Annotated in this window: 16 protein-coding genes; 4 read left to right on the top strand and 12 right to left on the bottom strand. The window is 72.5% G+C overall.

The window, feature by feature from the left end; all coding sequences use genetic code 11:
- Positions 1-2: 2 nt before the first annotated feature.
- The 7 genes from ACQP00_RS10010 to ACQP00_RS09980 all read right to left on the bottom strand — a co-directional run bounded on the left by ACQP00_RS10010 (position 3) and on the right by ACQP00_RS09980 (position 10,020).
- Positions 3-2,255, bottom strand: coding sequence for a S8 family serine peptidase (locus tag ACQP00_RS10010; protein WP_433217561.1), 2,253 nt, complete (start codon positions 2,253-2,255; stop codon positions 3-5).
- A gap of 77 nt (positions 2,256-2,332) precedes the next feature.
- On the bottom strand, positions 2,333-3,034 hold the full coding sequence (locus tag ACQP00_RS10005) for an SRPBCC family protein (RefSeq protein ID WP_433217559.1): 702 nt from the start codon (positions 3,032-3,034) through the stop codon (positions 2,333-2,335).
- A gap of 214 nt (positions 3,035-3,248) precedes the next feature.
- Positions 3,249-4,100: an FAD binding domain-containing protein gene (locus tag ACQP00_RS10000; protein WP_433217557.1), complete on the bottom strand. Its 852-nt coding sequence runs from the start codon at positions 4,098-4,100 to the stop codon at positions 3,249-3,251.
- A complete protein-coding gene (locus ACQP00_RS09995) occupies positions 4,097-6,463 on the bottom strand; it encodes a xanthine dehydrogenase family protein molybdopterin-binding subunit (protein ID WP_433217555.1) in 2,367 nt (788 codons plus the stop codon). Before ACQP00_RS09995 ends, ACQP00_RS10000 begins: the two co-directional genes overlap by 4 nt.
- On the bottom strand, positions 6,460-6,948 hold the full coding sequence (locus tag ACQP00_RS09990; protein WP_433217553.1) for a (2Fe-2S)-binding protein: 489 nt from the start codon (positions 6,946-6,948) through the stop codon (positions 6,460-6,462). The genes ACQP00_RS09995 and ACQP00_RS09990 overlap by 4 nt, the downstream gene beginning before the upstream one ends.
- Positions 6,949-7,107: 159 nt before the next feature.
- Positions 7,108-9,720 (bottom strand): hypothetical protein, encoded by a 2,613-nt coding sequence (locus ACQP00_RS09985; protein WP_433217552.1) that lies wholly within the window; start codon positions 9,718-9,720, stop codon positions 7,108-7,110.
- 99 nt (positions 9,721-9,819) lie between these two features.
- Positions 9,820-10,020: a hypothetical protein gene (locus tag ACQP00_RS09980; RefSeq protein ID WP_433217550.1), complete on the bottom strand. Its 201-nt coding sequence runs from the start codon at positions 10,018-10,020 to the stop codon at positions 9,820-9,822.
- Here ACQP00_RS09980 and ACQP00_RS09975 point away from each other — a divergent pair.
- A complete protein-coding gene (locus ACQP00_RS09975) occupies positions 10,007-10,237 on the top strand; it encodes a DUF397 domain-containing protein (protein ID WP_433217548.1) in 231 nt (76 codons plus the stop codon). The genes ACQP00_RS09980 and ACQP00_RS09975 overlap by 14 nt on opposite strands.
- Here the strand turns inward: ACQP00_RS09975 and ACQP00_RS09970 are convergent.
- Together ACQP00_RS09970 and ACQP00_RS09965 are read right to left on the bottom strand one after the other, a co-directional pair.
- Positions 10,185-10,934, bottom strand: a complete 750-nt coding sequence (locus ACQP00_RS09970) for a DUF6082 family protein (protein WP_433217546.1) — start codon at positions 10,932-10,934, stop codon at positions 10,185-10,187. The genes ACQP00_RS09975 and ACQP00_RS09970 overlap by 53 nt on opposite strands.
- An 87-nt stretch (positions 10,935-11,021) precedes the next feature.
- On the bottom strand, positions 11,022-11,267 hold the full coding sequence (locus ACQP00_RS09965; protein ID WP_433217544.1) for a hypothetical protein: 246 nt from the start codon (positions 11,265-11,267) through the stop codon (positions 11,022-11,024).
- Between the two features lie 78 nt (positions 11,268-11,345).
- Here ACQP00_RS09965 and ACQP00_RS09960 point away from each other — a divergent pair, with 78 nt between their 5' ends.
- Complete coding sequence (locus ACQP00_RS09960; protein ID WP_433217542.1) at positions 11,346-11,939, top strand: hypothetical protein; 594 nt, start codon at positions 11,346-11,348, stop codon at positions 11,937-11,939.
- Positions 11,940-11,980: 41 nt separating this feature from the next.
- A complete protein-coding gene (locus tag ACQP00_RS09955; RefSeq protein WP_433217540.1) occupies positions 11,981-12,826 on the top strand; it encodes an alpha/beta fold hydrolase in 846 nt (281 codons plus the stop codon).
- A gap of 48 nt (positions 12,827-12,874) precedes the next feature.
- On the opposite strand, the gene ACQP00_RS09950 is transcribed toward ACQP00_RS09955, so the two are convergent.
- The 3 genes from ACQP00_RS09950 to ACQP00_RS09940 are packed head-to-tail and all read right to left on the bottom strand — an operon-like array spanning position 12,875 to position 15,864.
- Positions 12,875-13,987: an XdhC family protein gene (locus ACQP00_RS09950; protein ID WP_433217538.1), complete on the bottom strand. Its 1,113-nt coding sequence runs from the start codon at positions 13,985-13,987 to the stop codon at positions 12,875-12,877.
- Positions 13,980-15,020 carry a vWA domain-containing protein gene (locus tag ACQP00_RS09945; protein ID WP_433217536.1) on the bottom strand — a complete coding sequence of 347 codons (1,041 nt, stop codon included), beginning with the start codon at positions 15,018-15,020 and terminating at the stop codon, positions 13,980-13,982. Before ACQP00_RS09945 ends, ACQP00_RS09950 begins: the two co-directional genes overlap by 8 nt.
- The gene (locus ACQP00_RS09940; protein ID WP_433217534.1) at positions 15,007-15,864 is read right to left on the bottom strand and encodes an AAA family ATPase; all 858 of its coding nucleotides are present in this window, start codon (positions 15,862-15,864) and stop codon (positions 15,007-15,009) included. Before ACQP00_RS09940 ends, ACQP00_RS09945 begins: the two co-directional genes overlap by 14 nt.
- A 97-nt stretch (positions 15,865-15,961) precedes the next feature.
- On the opposite strand from ACQP00_RS09940, the gene ACQP00_RS09935 reads away from it, so the two are divergent.
- Complete coding sequence (locus ACQP00_RS09935; RefSeq protein WP_433217532.1) at positions 15,962-16,723, top strand: hypothetical protein; 762 nt, start codon at positions 15,962-15,964, stop codon at positions 16,721-16,723.

Raw genomic sequence — 16,723 nt, 5'->3', positions numbered from 1 at the left:
CATCAGGGCGTCAGATCGATGAACTCCGACCAGCCGCTCGCGTAGTAGCGGTAGTACGCGTGCCCGTCGCCCTGCAGGGTGTACGCCTCGGTGTCGCCGAACCGCGGGTTGTACAGCACCGACGGGCTCCCCGCCGTGTTCCCGCCGAGGTTGTTCCAGCCCGACCAGCCGCGGAAGTAGTACACGTACTGCAGCTCGTTGCCGGGCGTGTGGACGTACACCTCCGTGGTCTTGGAGGCCTTGTTGTAGATCACCGCCGGGTCCTGGTCCACGCTGCCGCCGAGCCCGGTCCAGCCGGACCAGCCGTTGAAGTAGTACACGTAGGCGAGCTGGTTGGCCGCCGTGCGCGTGTAGACCTCGGTGGTGCCGACGGCCGGGTTGTAGAGCACCGCTGGCGTGCCCTGCACGGTCCCGCCGAGCGGGATCCAGTTCGCCCAGCCGTTGAAGTAGTACCGGTACGCGAGCCCGTTGCTCGTCGCCGCGTACGCCTCGGTGGTGCCGTACTTCGGGTTGTAGAGCACCGCCGGGTCGCCGGTCAGCGTCCCGCCGAGGTCGTTCCAGCCCGACCAGGCCTTGGCGTAGTAGATGTAGGCGAGCGCGCTGGCGGACGTCCGGGCGTACACCTCGGTGGTCTTGAACTTGGGGTTGTAGATCACCGCGGGGTTGCCGGCGAGGTCGCCGCCGAGGTCGATCCACTGCGACCAGCCGTTGGCGTAGTAGCGGTACCCGAGATGGTTGTTCGACAGCCGCGCGTAGACCTCGGTCGTGCCGTAGTTCGGGTTGTAGAGCACCGCCGGGTCGCCCTGGATGTTGCCGCCCAGGTCGCCCCAGTCCGACCAGTCGCCGGACCAGTACGCGTAGATCAGGTGGTTGCTCGTGTTCGAGCGCGCGTAGACCTCGGTCGTGCCGAAGCGCGGGTTGTAGAGGTTCTGCGGCTTGCCGACCGGGCGCGGCGGGTCGGCCTGGCGCACGAAGAGCAGCCGGTTCGGCGAACTGGCCCGGGCGTACACCGGATAGGACGACATGTCGAGCACGTTGACCGACGAGCCCTGCACGAGCGCGTTGCGGACCTGCGCCGGGCTGTAGTCCTGGTGCGCCTGCAGGATGAGCGCGGCCGCCCCGGCGACGTGCGGCGAGGCCATCGAGGTGCCGTCGAGCTGCCTGGTGGCGGCGTCGTTGGTGATCCAGTCCGAGGTGATGCCGACGCCGGGCGCGTAGATGTCCACGCAGGGGCCGTAGTCGGACCAGGTCACCGGCTGGTCGTCGAGGGTCGTGGCACCGACGATGATCGCCTCGCCGATGTTGCCCGGCGAGTTGTTGCAGGCGTTGGTCGGGTTGCCGTCGGCGTCGCCGTTGCCGGCCGCGGCGGACCAGGTCACCCCGGAGGCGATGGAGTTCTGCACGGCCAGGGTGAGCGAGGCGGTCGGTTCGTCGGAGCCGAGGCTCATGTTGGCCACGGCCGGATGCTGTGCGTACGTGGTGATCCAGTCGACGCCGCCGAGCACCTCACTCAAGTAGCCGTTGCCGGCGCAGTCGAGCGCGCGCACGGCCACCAGTGAGATCTGCTTGGCCACGCCGTAGCTGGTGCCGCCGATGGTCCCGGCCACGTGGGTACCGTGGCCGTCGCAGTCGTTGGCGTTGGCCGGGTCGTCGCTGTTGTTGACGTTGTCCGGGCTCGGCGCGGGGTTCTGGACCCGGTTGACGAAGTTGTGCCCGTAGGTGGCCCGGCCGCCGAAGTCGTTGTGGGTGATCCGGATGCCGGAGTCGAGCACGTAGGCGGTGACGGCCGGGGCCGAGTTCGGGTACGTGTACGAGCTGTCGAGCGAGTACGGGTGGCTGTCGATGCGGTCCAGGCCCCACGGCGGCGACGGCTGGGTGGCCGACTTGTGCAGCAGGACGTTGCGCTCGACGCTGGCCACGTTGGCCTCGGCCGCGATCCGCCGGGCGTCGTCGTCGCTGATGTCGTCGATCGCGAACCCGCGGACCGCCTGGCTGTACTGGGCGCCGACGTCCCCGCCGTACTCATCGGCGATGTCCTCCGCCGCCTCCGCGACCGCCGCCTTGGCCTGGCCGGCGCTCTGCGCGCCGGCGGGCTTCTTCAGCGTCACCACGTAGCCGCTGGACTCCCCCGCCGCGTCCGCGTTGAACAGGATCCCCATGGGCGGAGCGGCGTTCACCGGCGCCCCCGGGCCGAGCGCGGCGACCACCGCGACAGCCAGGGGGCCGAGGCGGCGCCGTGATCCGATGCCGATCATCAGCCATCACCTTTGGTCATCCGATAATTACTCAACGTCACCTTATCGGATGAACCGCGGGTCTGGATCAAGACCGCTCAGCGGCGGCGGATCCACCAGATGATGCCGAGGACCACCGCAAAGCTCGCGGCGGCGGTGACCACGTACGGGGCCGCGCGCCGCACGGCCGAGCCGACGCCCGACACGGCGAGCAGGTCGATCGGCTCCGCCTCGGGCTGCACCGGCGCGACCGGCTCACCCGCGCGGGCGGCGGTCGCCGGAGAGTCGGTGGCGACCAGTGTGGCACCTTCCGCGGCCGGGCCGGACCCGCCGGGCGCCTCCGCCGGTGCCTCGGCATCGCCGGCCAGCTTGCCGGCCAGGCAGTCGGCGAACTGCCCGATCAGCCGGCCGCTCACGTCGCCGATGAGCCCGCGGCCGAACTGCGCGGCCTTGCCGGTGATGTCCAGGTCGGTCGAGACGTTCACCCGGGTCCCGTCACCCTCGGCGACCAGCGCCGCGGTGACCGTCGCCCGGGCCGTGCCGCCGCCCCGGCTGTCGGCGCCGGACGCGGTGATGACCACCCGCCGGCCCGCCTCGTCCCGCTCGGCGATGCGCCCGTTGCCCTTGAAGGTCAGGCTGACCGGGCCGAGCTTGACCTTGACGGTGCCGGTGAAGTCGTCGCCCACGACCGAGGTGAGCGTCGCGCCCGGCATGCAGGGCGCGATCCGCTCGATGTCGAGCAGGACGCTCCACGCCTGCTCGACCGGGACGGGGACGGTGAAGGTGTTCTCCAGTAGCACGGGCCCCTACCTCCAATGAGGAGGTGGCCCCGCCAGAGGAGCCGGGGCCACCTGAACTGCTTGCCACATTAGGCCCTGCCGCAGTAGCACGTGCTACTGCCGGCCGGACCCGGTGCGGTTTTGAGGGGGTGTGGGTGGAGCGGAGCTCCCCCACTGTTGTTCAGGACATCGCACGGTATCCAACAGTGCCCAAAAGTCCATCCGGTGCCGGCACCTAGACGCCGAGTGCCTTGCACACGGCTCGGGTGGTGAGGACGCGGGCCAGTTCGCGGCGGTAATCGGCGGACGCGCTCAGATCGTCGACCGGGGCGGTGCCGGCCGCCGCCTGTGCGCACGCATCGGCGATCGCCCGCGGGGTGGCCGGGGCGCCGGTCAGGGCCTCCTCGACCGCGCGGGCTCGGTGCGGGACCGGCCCGACGTTGGTCAGCGCGACCCGGGCCGCCGCGATGCCGCCGTTGTCCCGGCGCACCGCCGCCGCCACCCCCACGATCGCCCAGGACTGGGCGGTGCGGTGGAACTTCTCGTAGTGCACGGCCCAGCCGGCGGTGGAGGGCAGGCGCACCTCGACCACGATCTCGTCCGGGGCGAGGGCGGTGGTGAACAGGTCGACCGCGAACTCGCCCGCCGAGACCGGCCGCCGGCCCGCCGGGCCCTGCACGACATAGGTCGCGTCGAGGGCCGCCGCCACGGCGGGCAGGTCGGCGGCCGGGTCGGCGTGCGCGAGCGAGCCGCCGATCGTGCCGCGGTGGCGCACCTGGCGGTCGCCGACGGTGGCGGCCGCCTCGGCCAGCAGCGGCGCGTGCTCGCGCACCAGGTCGGAGGCCGCGACTTCGGCGTGCGTCGTCATGGCCCCGATCACGAGGTCGTTTCCCTCCAGGTGTACTCCCCTGAGCCCCGGAACCGCCGCCAGATCCACCAGCACCGTCGGCGCCGCGAGCCGCAGCCGCAGTACCGGCAGCAGCGACTGCCCGCCGGCCAGGAGCTTGCCCTCCTCGGCCGAGCCGAGCGCGGCGATCGCCTCCTCGACGGTCGACGGCCGCGCGTAGTCGAACGGGACCGGGATCATGCCACACCTCCACGCTTCACGGCCCGCCACACCCGCTCGGGGGTGCACGGCATCGGGACGTCGGAGACCCCGTACGGCCGCAGCGCGTCGACGATCGCGTTGACCACGGCCGGGGTGGCGGCGATCGCGCCCGCCTCGCCGACGCCCTTGACGCCGAGCGGGTTCGAGGTCGCCGGGGTCTCGGTCCGGTCGGACAGGATGGTCGGCAGGTCGGCCGCCGTCGGGATCGTGTACTCCACGAACGACCCGGTCAGCAACGTGCCGCCGGCGTCGTAAACGGCCTCCTCGTGCAAGGCCTGCGCGATGCCCTGCGCGACGCCGCCGTGCACCTGGCCCTCCACGATCAGCGGGTTGACCACGCGGCCGACGTCGTCGACGGCGACGTACCGGCGAATCGTGACCCGCCCGGTGAGCGTGTCGACCTCCGTCGCGCACAGGTGGGTGCCGTGCGGGAACGAGAACGTCTGCGGGTCGAAGGTGGCGTCGGCGTCCAGCGACGCCTCCACCCCGTCGGGCAGGTCGTGCGCCGCGAACACGGCGAACGCGCAGTCCCCGAGGGTCTTGGCGGCGTCGGGGGTGCCGCGCACCCGGAACGCACCCGCGCTGAACTCGACGTCGTCGGGGCTGCACTCGAGCATGTGGGCGGCGACCGTGCGCGCCTTGTCGCGGACCTTGCGGCACGCCTCGACCAGCGCGACACCGCCGACCGCGAGGGAGCGGGAGCCGTACGTGTCCAGCCCCTTGTGCGAGGTGCGGGTGTCGCCGTGCAGCACCTCGACGTCGTCGAAGGCCACCCCGAGCTCGTCGGCGACGATCTGGCTCCAGGCCGTGACGTGGCCCTGGCCGTGCGGGCTGGTGCCGGTCACCACCTCGACCTTGCCGGTCGGCAGCACGCGCACGGACGCGCTCTCCCAGCCGCCGGCCGCGTACCGCAGCGCGCCGAGGATCCGCGACGGCGCCAGGCCGCACATCTCGGTGTAGGTCGAAACCCCGAGCCCGAGCTGTACCGGATCCCCGGCTTCTCGCCTTTTCGCCTGCTCGGCGCGCAGCTCGTCGTAACCGAACAGCTCCAGCGCCTTGTCCGTCGCCGCGTCGTAGTCGCCGGAGTCGTAGACCAGGCCGGCCACGGTCGTGAACGGGAACTCCTCGGCCTTGATCCAGTTGCGCCGGCGCAGCTCGATCGGGTCCAGCCCCAATTCGGCGGCGAGCTCGTCCATCGCCCGCTCGATCGCGAAGGTCGCCTCGGGCCGCCCCGCCCCGCGGTACGCGTCGGTGATCGTGGTGTTGGTGAACACGCCCGTGCACTCGAACCGGTACGCGGGCACCTTGTAGATCGAGTTGTACATGAAGGCGCCCAGGATGGGCACGCCCGGCCCGACCAGGCCGAGGTAGGCGCCCATGTTCGCGATCAGCTTCACGTCGATGCCGGTCAGCGTGCCGTCCCGCCGGGCCGTGAGCGTGATGTGCTGGATCTGGTCGCGGCCGTGGTGCGCGGAGAGCATCGTGTCGCCGCGCGTTTCCGTGTACTTGACCGGCTTTTGTGTTTTTTGCGCAGCGAGGAACGCGATCATCTCCTCGGGCGTGACCTGCAGCTTGCCGCCGAACCCGCCGCCCACGTCGGGCGCGATGACCCGGATCTTGTGCTCGGGCACGCCGGTGAGCAGCGCGTAGAAGACCCGCAGGATGTGCGGGATCTGGGTGGCCGACCAGATGGTGAACTCGCCGGCGCCCGGGTCCACCACCACGCTGCGCGGCTCCATGAAGGCGGGGATCAGGCGCTGCTGCACGTAGCGGCGCTCGATGCGCACCTCGCCCTCGGCGTCCGCGACGCTGGTGCCGGTGCCCGCGGCGGCCGAATCGAAGATCCACGTGTACGACCGGTTGGTGCCCTTGTCGGGGTGGACCATTCCTTCGTCGTTGGCGGCGGCGGCAAGATCGAGTACCGGTTCGAGGGGCTCGTAGTCGACCTCGATCGCCTCCAGCGCGTCGATCGCGCTGGCCGCGTCCCGGGCGGCGACGACCGCGACGGCCTCGCCGTGATGCCGCACGAAATCCACCGCCAGCGGCGGCCGGACCGGGTGCACGATATCCTCGGTCACCGGCCACGCGCACGGCAGGCTGCCCTGCACGTCGGCGACGTCGGCCCCGCTGAACGCGGCCACCACGCCGGGCGCGCGCAGGGCGGCCGAGACGTCGACGCGCACGATCCGGGCCGACGCGTGCGGGCTGCGCAGGATCGCCAGGTGCAGCATCCCGGGCAGGGCGATGTTGTCGGTCCAGCGGGTCCGCCCGGTGATCAGCCGCGCGTCCTCCTTGCGCCGCCGGGCGGCGCCGACCTCCATGGGGGTCTCGGTGGTGGTCATGCGTGCACCACCTCGCGCAGGCTCTTCGCCGCCGCCTGCACGGCGCGAACAATGTTCTGGTACCCCGTGCACCGGCAGAGGTTCCCGGCGAGCCCTTCCCGGATCTCCTCCTCGGACGGATCGTCGTTGTCGCGCAGCAGGTCGACCGCGGACATGATCATGCCGGGGGTGCAGTAGCCGCACTGGAGCGCATGCAGCTCGTGGAACGCCTGCTGGACCGCGTGCAGCTCACCCCCGGGCCCGGCCAGCCCCTCGATCGTGGTGACACTGGCCCCGTCGGCCTGCACGGCGAGCACGGAGCAACTCTTGACACTCAACGGCGCCTCGTCGGCCCCGCCCATCAGGACGGTGCACGAGCCACAGTTGCTGGTATCGCATCCGACGACCGTGCCAACCTTGCCGAGCCGCTCGCGAAGATGCTGGACGAGGAGGGTTCGCGGCTCGACATCATCGACGTAGCGGCTGCCGTCGACGTCAACACTCACGCGAACACGTTGGCCAGAGGACATGCTGCCTCCCGCTTTTGGGGTGCCGAACGGCCCCGTCACGCGGCGGACGCAACACGGGCCACTGCCTGATCAGCAGACCGCACCCATGAAGATCAAAGCAAGTACCCTGACGGTCGCGATCAGACCCTCAACCGTTCACGCACCGTCGGGCATCCGCAGGAGGCGCAGTCCTTCACGGGTCACGACCACGATGCGCCCGTCCCCTTCCACGGCGAGATCATGAACCGGTCCGGCCGTCAGCGCCGGAGGACGCACACCCGACTCCGACCACCACCGGACATGTCCGGCCCGGTCGCCCGCCAGGACCACGTGGTGGCCCGTCGGCAGTATCGACACACGCAACGCCGACACCGGGGCGGTCGACCCGGAACGGAGCACCTCGACATCCTCACCGGCCGGCGCGTCCCAGAGCCGCACGGCGCCATCGGCACCGCCGGACGCGACAACGACGTGACCGTCGATCTCGGCCATGGCCACGGCGGTGACCGCACCGGCGTGCCTGACCGGGGCCTCAGCGAGCGAGGTGCCGGTCGTCGGGTCCCAGAGCCGAACGACGCCGTCGGCACCGCCCGCCACCAGGACGATCCTGTCGCCGACGACCGAGATCGACACCGCCGAGAGATCCCCTGCGGGCACCTGGGCGACGGACGTCCCGGTAGACGGGTTCCACAACCGGGTCGTCCGGTCCTCACCGGCGGTGACCAGCAGGACCCGATCGTCGACGACCATCACCGACGCCGCTGACACCGAACCTTGCGGCGCGCCCGTCCCGCCGACGACGTCGCCGGTGACCGCGTCGCGCACCAGGACATTGCCCTGTTCATCTGCCGTGAGGCCGAGCAATGCCGGCGTTCCGGCGGCCAGCACGCGAACGAGCCGCAGCCACTCCAACGGTGCCCAGAGCCGGTCTCGCGTCGCTGCTGCACCACGGATCTGGTTGCCCTGCAAGTTCGGGTTCACTAGCAAGTTCGCCCAGCGGAATGACCCGCCGACCACCTTCGCAATGGCCCGGGCCTCCACATCCGGCCGGGCAGCTCCGGCTTGGCGCAGCCGAGCTTCGCAGTACTGACGGACAGCGTCCGGCTCCGCGAATATGGGCCCGTCGAGTTCGAGTTGCTCGACGCCGGGCATGAACTCGCCGGCGTCGCGCCGCCGCGTGCCGATGACCAGCCGCAGCCGGGATTCCCTTCCGGCCCCGGCAAGCTCGCCCAGGACACGGGCCAACAGCGAGGCCTCATCGAGCCCGTCGACCACGACGACGAGCGGCCGCGAACGTTCGGCCATAGCCGCTTCCAGCGCGGTCACCGAGCCGATGCCGCCGCGCTCGACGCGGCAGACGGCACGCAATGCTTCGATGACTTCCCATCCGGTCGAGCGATGCGCGTCGACGAACCCGTCGACCCGGCCGAACGCCGCCGGCCACCGCCGCTCAGTCCCGTCGACACTGCGGCAGAGCGCGGCCAGCAGCGCCGTCTTGCCCGACCCCCATGCCCCGGTCACGACCAGGGCGGGCGAGGCCGGCCGGTCGAGCCAGGTCAGGACCGCGTCCACCACCGCATGGCGCCCGATGAACAGCTCGTCCTCGGCCGCGGGGACCAGGCGGGAGAGCGCGATGGCTTCACCCCGTCCAGTAGCGGCGAAACGGGGCGCCGGCCAATCCCGGTCAGCGGCGTACCGCACGAGGCCGTCCTGCAGCGACGCCAGCGTCTCGTATCGGCCGGAACCCGAGAGGCCCTGCCTCATGATCTCCACCAAGGCCTGCGTGAACGCGCCGGGTTGGTCGCCTTCCGCGCTCAGCAGGTACGCACCGGAGTCAGTCGAACGATACGGCAGCCCCCATGCGGCCTGGCCGAAGCTCTCGCCCGGAGCGGTCACATCCGCGAGGTCTCCGTGGTGGTCGCGGTGCCAGTCCAGCATCAGTGCACGGCGCCGGGCCCTGGCCGCGGCGAGGACGAAGCGCAGGTCGTCGAGGCGCAGTACGTTGTCGACAATGCCGTCATCGCAGCTGCTGTCCGCGAACGCGAGGTAGGAGCGATCGGCGGCCGCGAACCCGTGGCCGACGAAGTACACGATGAGGTTGTCCTCGGCGCGCCGAGCGGCCGTGAGCACCGCCATCCACAGTTGCTCACGGGTCGGGTCGATGAGCAGATCCACGCTGCCGGCGTACCGTCCGCGCTGCGGGTCGCCCAGCAACCGCGCCAAGGCAGTCAGCGCCGCGACAATGGCGCCGCCCAGGTACCGGGTCACGCCGACGATCAGCACCTGCGAGCGCGGGCCGTCACTGGAACCGGCGCCTTCGGACGGACAGGCGTCCAACGCTCCACCGTCGCGCGACTCGTCGGCCGAGCCGGGCAGGGGGCACGCGCCGCCGCCGTTGTTCGGACCGAGCGGCCACGGCGCGTCGGCCGGTCCGAGTGCCTGCGCGTCGCCCGGGTCGTCGGGGAAATGATCGTTGACGCAGTTGACGAAGAGGACCATGAAGTATCGATGGACCTCCTGCGGATCGCTGCCGAAGTCAAGAACAGCGGCAACGTCCTTGGCCAGGAACTCCACGACGTAGCGCAGCTCGTTGAGGTTCGGGAGCGCGGGCTTCTTGAACAGCCGGTAGATGTTCGTCCTGGAGACGCCGGTCCGCGCCGCCATGACGTCATACGTCGGGTTGCCTGCGTAGATGCGCAATTTGGCGAGCTGAATCTGCAGGAATCTGATCGGGTCCGGGGAACCGCCACCGCCGGTGAGCCTGGCCATCCGACCTCGCCGTCGATCCTGCCGGTGCGCCACTGCCCCGGGTCGCATCGAGGGTAACCGAGTGCCCGCACCAAGGTTGCGGCATCGCCATTCCGGCGTTTACCGGTTCGTTCCGCCACGTTCCGCGGCGTTCCACGGTGTCCCTGCCCATCCCGCCACGGCCGCCTGCGGGCCGTCATGTTCGCGGTTGTGATCGACGTATTCGCAGATCGTTTCGGGCTCCGGCGACGGCTCCATCGCTCGTGCATCGTGATCCGCGGCAACGCCGTGATCGACAACCGAGAGGATGAGCCCGGACATGACCCCGAACCCCAAACTGCCTTCACCCTGGCGTAAGAGCACCCGCAGCACGCTCGGCAACCACTGCCTCGAAATGCGCTCGGCAGCATCCGGCGTCGAGGTACGCGACTCGAAGGATGCCGGCGGGCCGGCCCTCCGGTTCGACGCCACCGCCTGGGCCGCGTTCATCGCCGCAGCCGCGACGAACCGGCTCGAAGCTCCTGCGACCTGGAACTGAGCCTCCAGATGAGGTAGCCGACCGAGGCGCCCGCGGCGATCAGGCCGACGGCTCGCCAAGCGCGACCCGCGTCCTGCGCGACGGGCTCCGACCTGGTCACGGCCGTTGGTGAGGCGGACGACAACGCGGCAACAGCCGCCATCTCACACTGGTCGCACTCGTGGTTGAGCACGTCGACGAAACGGCGACCCCGGGGGACGGTCGAGTAGGTGCCGCTCCACATGCGCCACCAGCGACGCGCGAGTTCGGTCTGGAACAGACGACCACCGCAGGCGCGCAGGTCCTTCTCCGACATCGCGCCCAACTGCCAGGCCGTCGACCAGCTCGCCACCCACAGATTGACGACGACGAGGGCGGGAGTGTGGGGCGCCGCCGGGGCCAGGACGCCATCGACGATCAAGGAGTCGGGGTTGTCCAGGGCCAGTTTGGCCAAGTCGAGCTGGTGCTGCCGGGCGGAGTACAACTGAGCTATGCGGGCCTGGCGCCACTGCAGCGTCAGCGAGAGCGCGATGCCGCACAACGCCAGACCGGACAGCACGGCCGACGCGCCACCGTAGGCCTGACCGGCATCCCCAAGCCGGGACCAGTCACGGTCACTCCGCGCGGACCAGTCGAGCACGACCGGCGACACGGCGACGACCCCGACCACGCCACCGACGCTCAGCAGTACCAGTGATCCCGCAAACAGCAGCCGCATCCACCGGGACCACGCCATAACCAAAATGATGACAATGAATGCCCACAGGCAGCAATGGCGTGAATACGCGATCGCCCGCCCCGTGGTCTAGTGCTCCGCGGCCGGGACCGTCAGTGGGCGTTCGACGGCGTCCAGGGCGGCGAGGGTTTCCAGCTCGGCGCGGTAGCCGGCGCGGTCGAGGTCGCCCGTGAACAGGCGGATGGTGGCCAGGCGCTCGGCCGTGGCCCGGCGGCGTTGCGGGCGGCCGGACTCGGCGGCCTTGTAGAGGTGACGGCCGATCAGCACCAGGTAGACGCCGGCGATCGCCGCCGCGGCGCACATCGTCGCGAGCATTCGCAGGATGCTACGTGGCTGTTCCGCTGGGCGGACCATCCTCCCAGGCGGAATTTTCGAGCTGGAATGCTGGCAACCGTGGAGAACGCTGGTTATCGGCGGTCGGCCGGGACGTCACGGGGTGAGGCGCGCCGGCAGGAGCTGCTGGAGGCGGTCGTCGAGGACCTGGCCGCGAACGGGCTCGTGGACTTCTCGCTGCGCCGGGCCGCGCGGGCGGCCGGGGCGACGCACAAGGTGCTGCTGTACCACTTCGAGGGCGTCGACGACCTGCTCGTCCAGGCCGTCGACCGGCTGCGCGAGCGGCGCATCGACACCTCGCTCGCGGTGGCGGGCTCGGGAACGCTGGCGTCGCGGGTGGCCGCGCTGTGGCCCGTGCTGACCGATCCGCGCTTCGGGCACCGGGTGCTGGAGCAGTCGACCGGGCTGGCCATGTACGACCCCACCCGGTACGCGAAGTTCGGGCGGGAGGCCACCGACCGGTACCTCCCGGCGCTGCTCTCGCTGTGCCCGCCGGACTGGCCCGCCGCGCGCAAGGCCGAGGTGGCCGAGATGGTCCTCGCGACGCTGCGAGGGCTGCTGCTCGACCGGGTGACCGGGGGCGACGAGGAGGGCATCGCCGCCGGGCTGCGGGCGCTGCTGCGGGCCCTGGAACGCGAGGAGCAGGCGGGCTGAGGGGCTGGCGCCGGATGTGAACCACGTGGTTCACTTCAGGTATGACATCGGTTGAGCTCGGGGTGGGGACCGTCGAGTACCGGGACACCGGGGGCGACGGGCCGGTCATGGTGCTGCTGCACGGCCTGCTGATGGACGCCTCGCTGTGGGACGCGGTGGTGCCGCTGGTGGTGGCGGGCGGCTTCCGCGTCGTCGCGCCGACGCTGCCGCTGGGCGCCCACCGGCACCCGGTGCGCGCGGACGCGGACCTGTCGCTGCCCGGCCAGGCCGCGATCGTCGGCGAACTGCTGGAGCGGCTCGACCTGACCGCCGTGACCCTGGTCGGCAACGACACGGGCGGCGCGGTGGCCCAGCTGGCCGCCGGGCACCCGCGGGTGGGCCGGCTGGTGCTGGTCTCGTGCGAGGCGTTCGACAACCTGCCGCCGGGCCTGACGGGCCGCGCGGTCGCGCTGCTGGGCCGGTTGCCGGCCGGCCTGTTCCGGGCGTTCATGCAGCAGATGCGCCTGCGCCCGGTACGGCGACTGCCGATCGCGTTCGGCTGGCTGACCCGGCGCGGCGACCGGGTGACGCGGGGCTGGATGGAGCCGCTGCTGTCCACGCCGGGCATCGCGGCGGATACGGTGCGCGTCCTGCGGTCGATCTTCCGCGACCGGTCGGTGCTCGTGCGGGCGGCGTCGGAGCTGCGGTCGTACGAGCGGCCCGCTCTGGTCGTGTGGGCGGCCCGGGATCGCGTGATGCCGCCGGAGCACGGCCGGCGGCTGGCGGAACTTCTGCCGCAGGGCCGGCTGGTCGAGGTCGACGACACCGACACGCTGATCCCGCTGGACCAGCCGGGGCGCCTGGCCGAGCTGCTGCTGACGATGCTGCCGTCGGCGCGGACGCGCTGAGCGGCCTGCGGCGCCGCGGGTCAGGCGCCGCGGGTCAGGCGTCGCGGGTCAGTCGTGGTGGATGCGGCCCGCCGTCATGGTGAGCCGCGCTCCTCCGCCGCCCCAGCGGCCGGCGATGATCTCGGCGGCGATGCTGACGGCGGTCTCCTCCGGGGTGCGGGCGCCCAGGTCGAGGCCGATCGGCGAGGACAGGCGGGCGAGCTCGGCCGGGCTCACCCCGGCGTCGCGCAGGCGGTCCATGCGGTCCTCGTGGGTGCGGCGCGAACCCATCGCGCCCACGTACGCGAACTCGCGGCTCAGCGCGACCCGCAGCACCGGCACGTCGAACTTCGGGTCGTGGGTGAGCACGCAGATGACCGTCCGGTCGTCGACGCGGCCGGCGTCGATCTCGCCCTGGAGGTACCGGTGCGGCCAGTCGACGATCACCTCGTCGGCGCCCGGAAAGCGCTTCGAGGTGGCGAAGACCGGGCGGGCGTCACAGACCGTCACGTGGTACCCGAGGAAGCCGCCGATCCGCGCGACCGACGCGGCGAAGTCGATGGCCCCGAAGACGAGCATGCGCGCGGGCGGGGCGTACGAGGCCACGAAGACGGTCAGGCCCTCGCCGCGCCGCTCCCCGTCGAGCCCGTAGTGCAGCGTGTCGGTGCGCCCGGCCGCGAGCAGCCCGCGCGCGTCGTCGGTCACCGCCGCGTCGAGCCGGGCCGAGCCCAGCGTCCCGTCCGAGGATGTCGGCCACACCACCAGCCGCCGCCCGACGGTGTCGTCCGGTCCCTCCACAATGGACACCACGGCGACCGGGTCCCGGCGGGCGATCGCCTGGGCGACCCGCTCCAGCTCCGGGAAACTGTTCTTGTCGACCGGCTCGACCAGCAGCTCGATGATCCCGCCGCAGGTGAGCCCGACCGCGAACGCGTCGTCGTCGCTGACGCCGTAGCGCTCCACGACGGGCGCGCGGTTGCCGACCACCTCGCCGGCGAGCTCGTACACGGCGCCCTCGACACACCCGCCGGAGACGCTGCCGACCGCGGTGCCGTCCGGGCCGACCAGCATCGTGGCCCCGGGCGGCCGCGGCGAGCTGTGCCAGGTCCGCACCACAGTGGCCATGCCGACGGTCGCCCCGGAACGCCACCAGCCGAGCAGGTCGTCGATCACCTCACGCACGGCGCACCTCCAGGTTTCGGGCGACTTCCTCGAGGGCCGCGATCGTATGGCCGGCGACCAGCGCGTCGATGTGCGGCGACACGGCGGCCAGGCCGGCCGCCGACGGGGCGAACCCGGGGCGGCCCGCGTGCGGGCTCACCCAGATGACCCGGGCGGCCAGGCGGCGCAGGTGGGCGACCGTCTCGGCCAGGCGGGCCGGGTCGCCGGTCTCCCAGCCGTCGCTGAAGACCACGACGACCGCGCGGCGGGCGGCGCCGCGGTGGCCGTCGCCGCGGACGAAGGCGCTCATCGTGTCGGCCAGCCGGGTGCCGCCGCGCCAGTCCGGGATCGCCTGGCCGGCCACCCGCAGGGCGGTTTCCGGGTCGCGGGTGCGCAGGGCGGCGGTGAGCGGGGTGAGCCGGGTGCCGAGCGCGTACGCCGTCGTCCACCGTGGACAGTTGCGGACCAGGGCGTGGGCGAAGCGGAGCAGGGCGTCGGCGTACGGTGACATCGAGCCCGACACGTCCACCAGCAGCACCAGCCGCCGGGGCCGCGGGCGTCTGGCCTTGCGCAGCAGCATATCCGGGCCGCGCAGCAGTCCGCGCACGGTGCGGCGGCGGTCGACGACACCCCGCGCGGCCGGCCGGTACCGCCGGCCCGCGCGCATCGGGTGCGCCCGCGCGGTAAGTTCCAGGAGCCGGGCCGCCTCGGTGCGTTCGACCCCGGAGAGGGTCGCGAGGTCGCGGTGGCGCAGCACCTCCTCGGCGCTGGCTTGCACGGCCAGCCCCGGATCGCCCTCGCTCGTCGGCGCCGCGGGCGGCATCGTGGCCCGGAACAGCGACCGCTCGGGCAGCCGGCGGACCTGCCACGGCGTGCCCCGCGGCGAGGGGTCGCGCTCCTGGCCGAGGAAGGCGGCGTCGTACCGCGCGATGTCCTCCGGCGACCCGCACAGGGTGAGCCGCCCGACCCAGTAGGCGTGCTCGACGCCCACCGCATCGAGCGCGGTCAGGAAGGCCAGCCGCCGATCCAACGCAACCCGGTCAGCCGAGGACATCGGCGCTCCGGACGAGCTCGATGTCCTCGCGCACCTTCAGCACCACGCCGAGGGTGTCCAGACCCGGCGCGGCCAGGCCCAGGGCGCCCAGCGCGGCGGCCCAGTCGATCGCCTCGGCCACCCCCGGTGGCTTGACCAGGTCGAGGGTGCGCAGCGTGGCGGTGGCGGCGGCGACCCGGGCGGCCAGGCGCTCCTCGATCCCGGGGAGGCGGGCCCGCAGGATGGCGGCCTCGCGCTCGGGGGCGGGGTGGGCGACCCAGTGGTACAGGCAGCGGCGTTTCAGGGCGTCGTGCACCTCGCGCGTCCGGTTGCTGGTGACCACCACGACCGGCGGGACCTCGGCCACGATGCGGCCCAGTTCGGGGACGGTCACCGCGGAGTCGGCGAGCAGCTCCAGCAGGTAGGCCTCGAACTCGTCGTCGGCGCGGTCGATCTCGTCGACCAGCAGCACGCACGGGGCACGCTCGATGGCCTGCAGGAGGGGGCGGGCGAGGAGGAAGCGGCGGTCGTACAGGCCGGATTCGAGCTCGTCGGCCGAGACCGCGCCGCCCGCCGCGGCCTCCACGGCGCGCAGGTGCAGGACCTGGCGGGGGAAGTCCCAGTCGTACAGGGCCTGCGCGGCGTCCAGTCCCTCGTAGCACTGCAGGCGGATGAGCTCGACGCCGGCCGCCTCGGCCAGCGCACTGGCGAAGGCGGTCTTGCCCACCCCGGCGTCGCCCTCCAGGAAGATCGGGCGGTGCAGGCGCAGCGCGAGGAAGCCCGCCATCGCGAGCCCCTCGTCGGCGAGGTAGCCCACGTCGGCCAGGCGCGCCGCGAGAGCGGCCGGCGACGCGAAGTCCGGCACGCCCCCAACTATGCGCCACGACCCGGCCCTTCCGGGAGGGCTTCAGCGGGCGGAAAATGCGCTGCGCGCCCGGTGCCGGCCGGGCCATCATGACGGCGTGACGATGCGGCTCGCGGGTGGGGTGCTGCCGTCCGCCCACGAGGGCGTCCGGCCCCTGGGCGACGTCGCGGCCCCCGGGCGGCCGGTCGCGGTCGGCCCCGCGGACGCCCCGGCGGAGCGGGCCGAGGCCGCGCTGGAGCGGCTCGCCTGGCTCGTCGCGCGGGCCGGGGTGGTGGCCGCGGACGCCGGGGTGGAGCTCGGGGGTGGGTTCCGCTCGGCCCGGATCGAGGGCGGGGCCGGCAACCGGCGTGACGGCGTGCTCGCGGCGCTGCGGGTGGTCGGGGCGGAGGCGCTCGGGTCGCCGGCGGCGATCTCGGTGGCGCTGTTCGGGATCGAGGCGACCAAGCCGCTCGGGGCCGCCGCGACCGCGGCCGTCGTGGCCGGGCGGTGGGCGGCGCTGCGCCTCGCGGTGGCGGCGGCCGAGGTGCTCGGGCCCGAGCAGCTGGTCACCCTGCTCCAGCTGGAGGGGGGCGACCCGTTCCCGGACGGGCTGCCGTCCGTTGTCGGCGGGCATTTGCGGCAGGTGCTGGAGCCGCTCCCCCGCGCCCGCCGGGCCGCGCTGCTCGCCGATCTCTGGACCCGGGTCTGCGCGCACCAGGAGGTGCTGCGCCGGCGGGAGCGGCGGCGGGCCACCCAGGCCAAGGTGGACCGGCTCCGCGATCTTGAAAAGCGGTTCGACCGGTACGACGACGACGAGATCATCCTGGCCGTACGCCGGGCCGTCGGGCAGGAGCCGACGCTCGCCCAGGCGGCGCGCTAG

It is taken from the genome of Dactylosporangium sp. CS-047395 (assembly GCF_050942185.1).
GTDB lineage: Bacteria > Actinomycetota > Actinomycetes > Mycobacteriales > Micromonosporaceae > Dactylosporangium.
The sequence above is the reverse complement of the archived record's forward strand: the minus strand, read 5'-3'. Positions and strand labels throughout refer to the sequence as shown.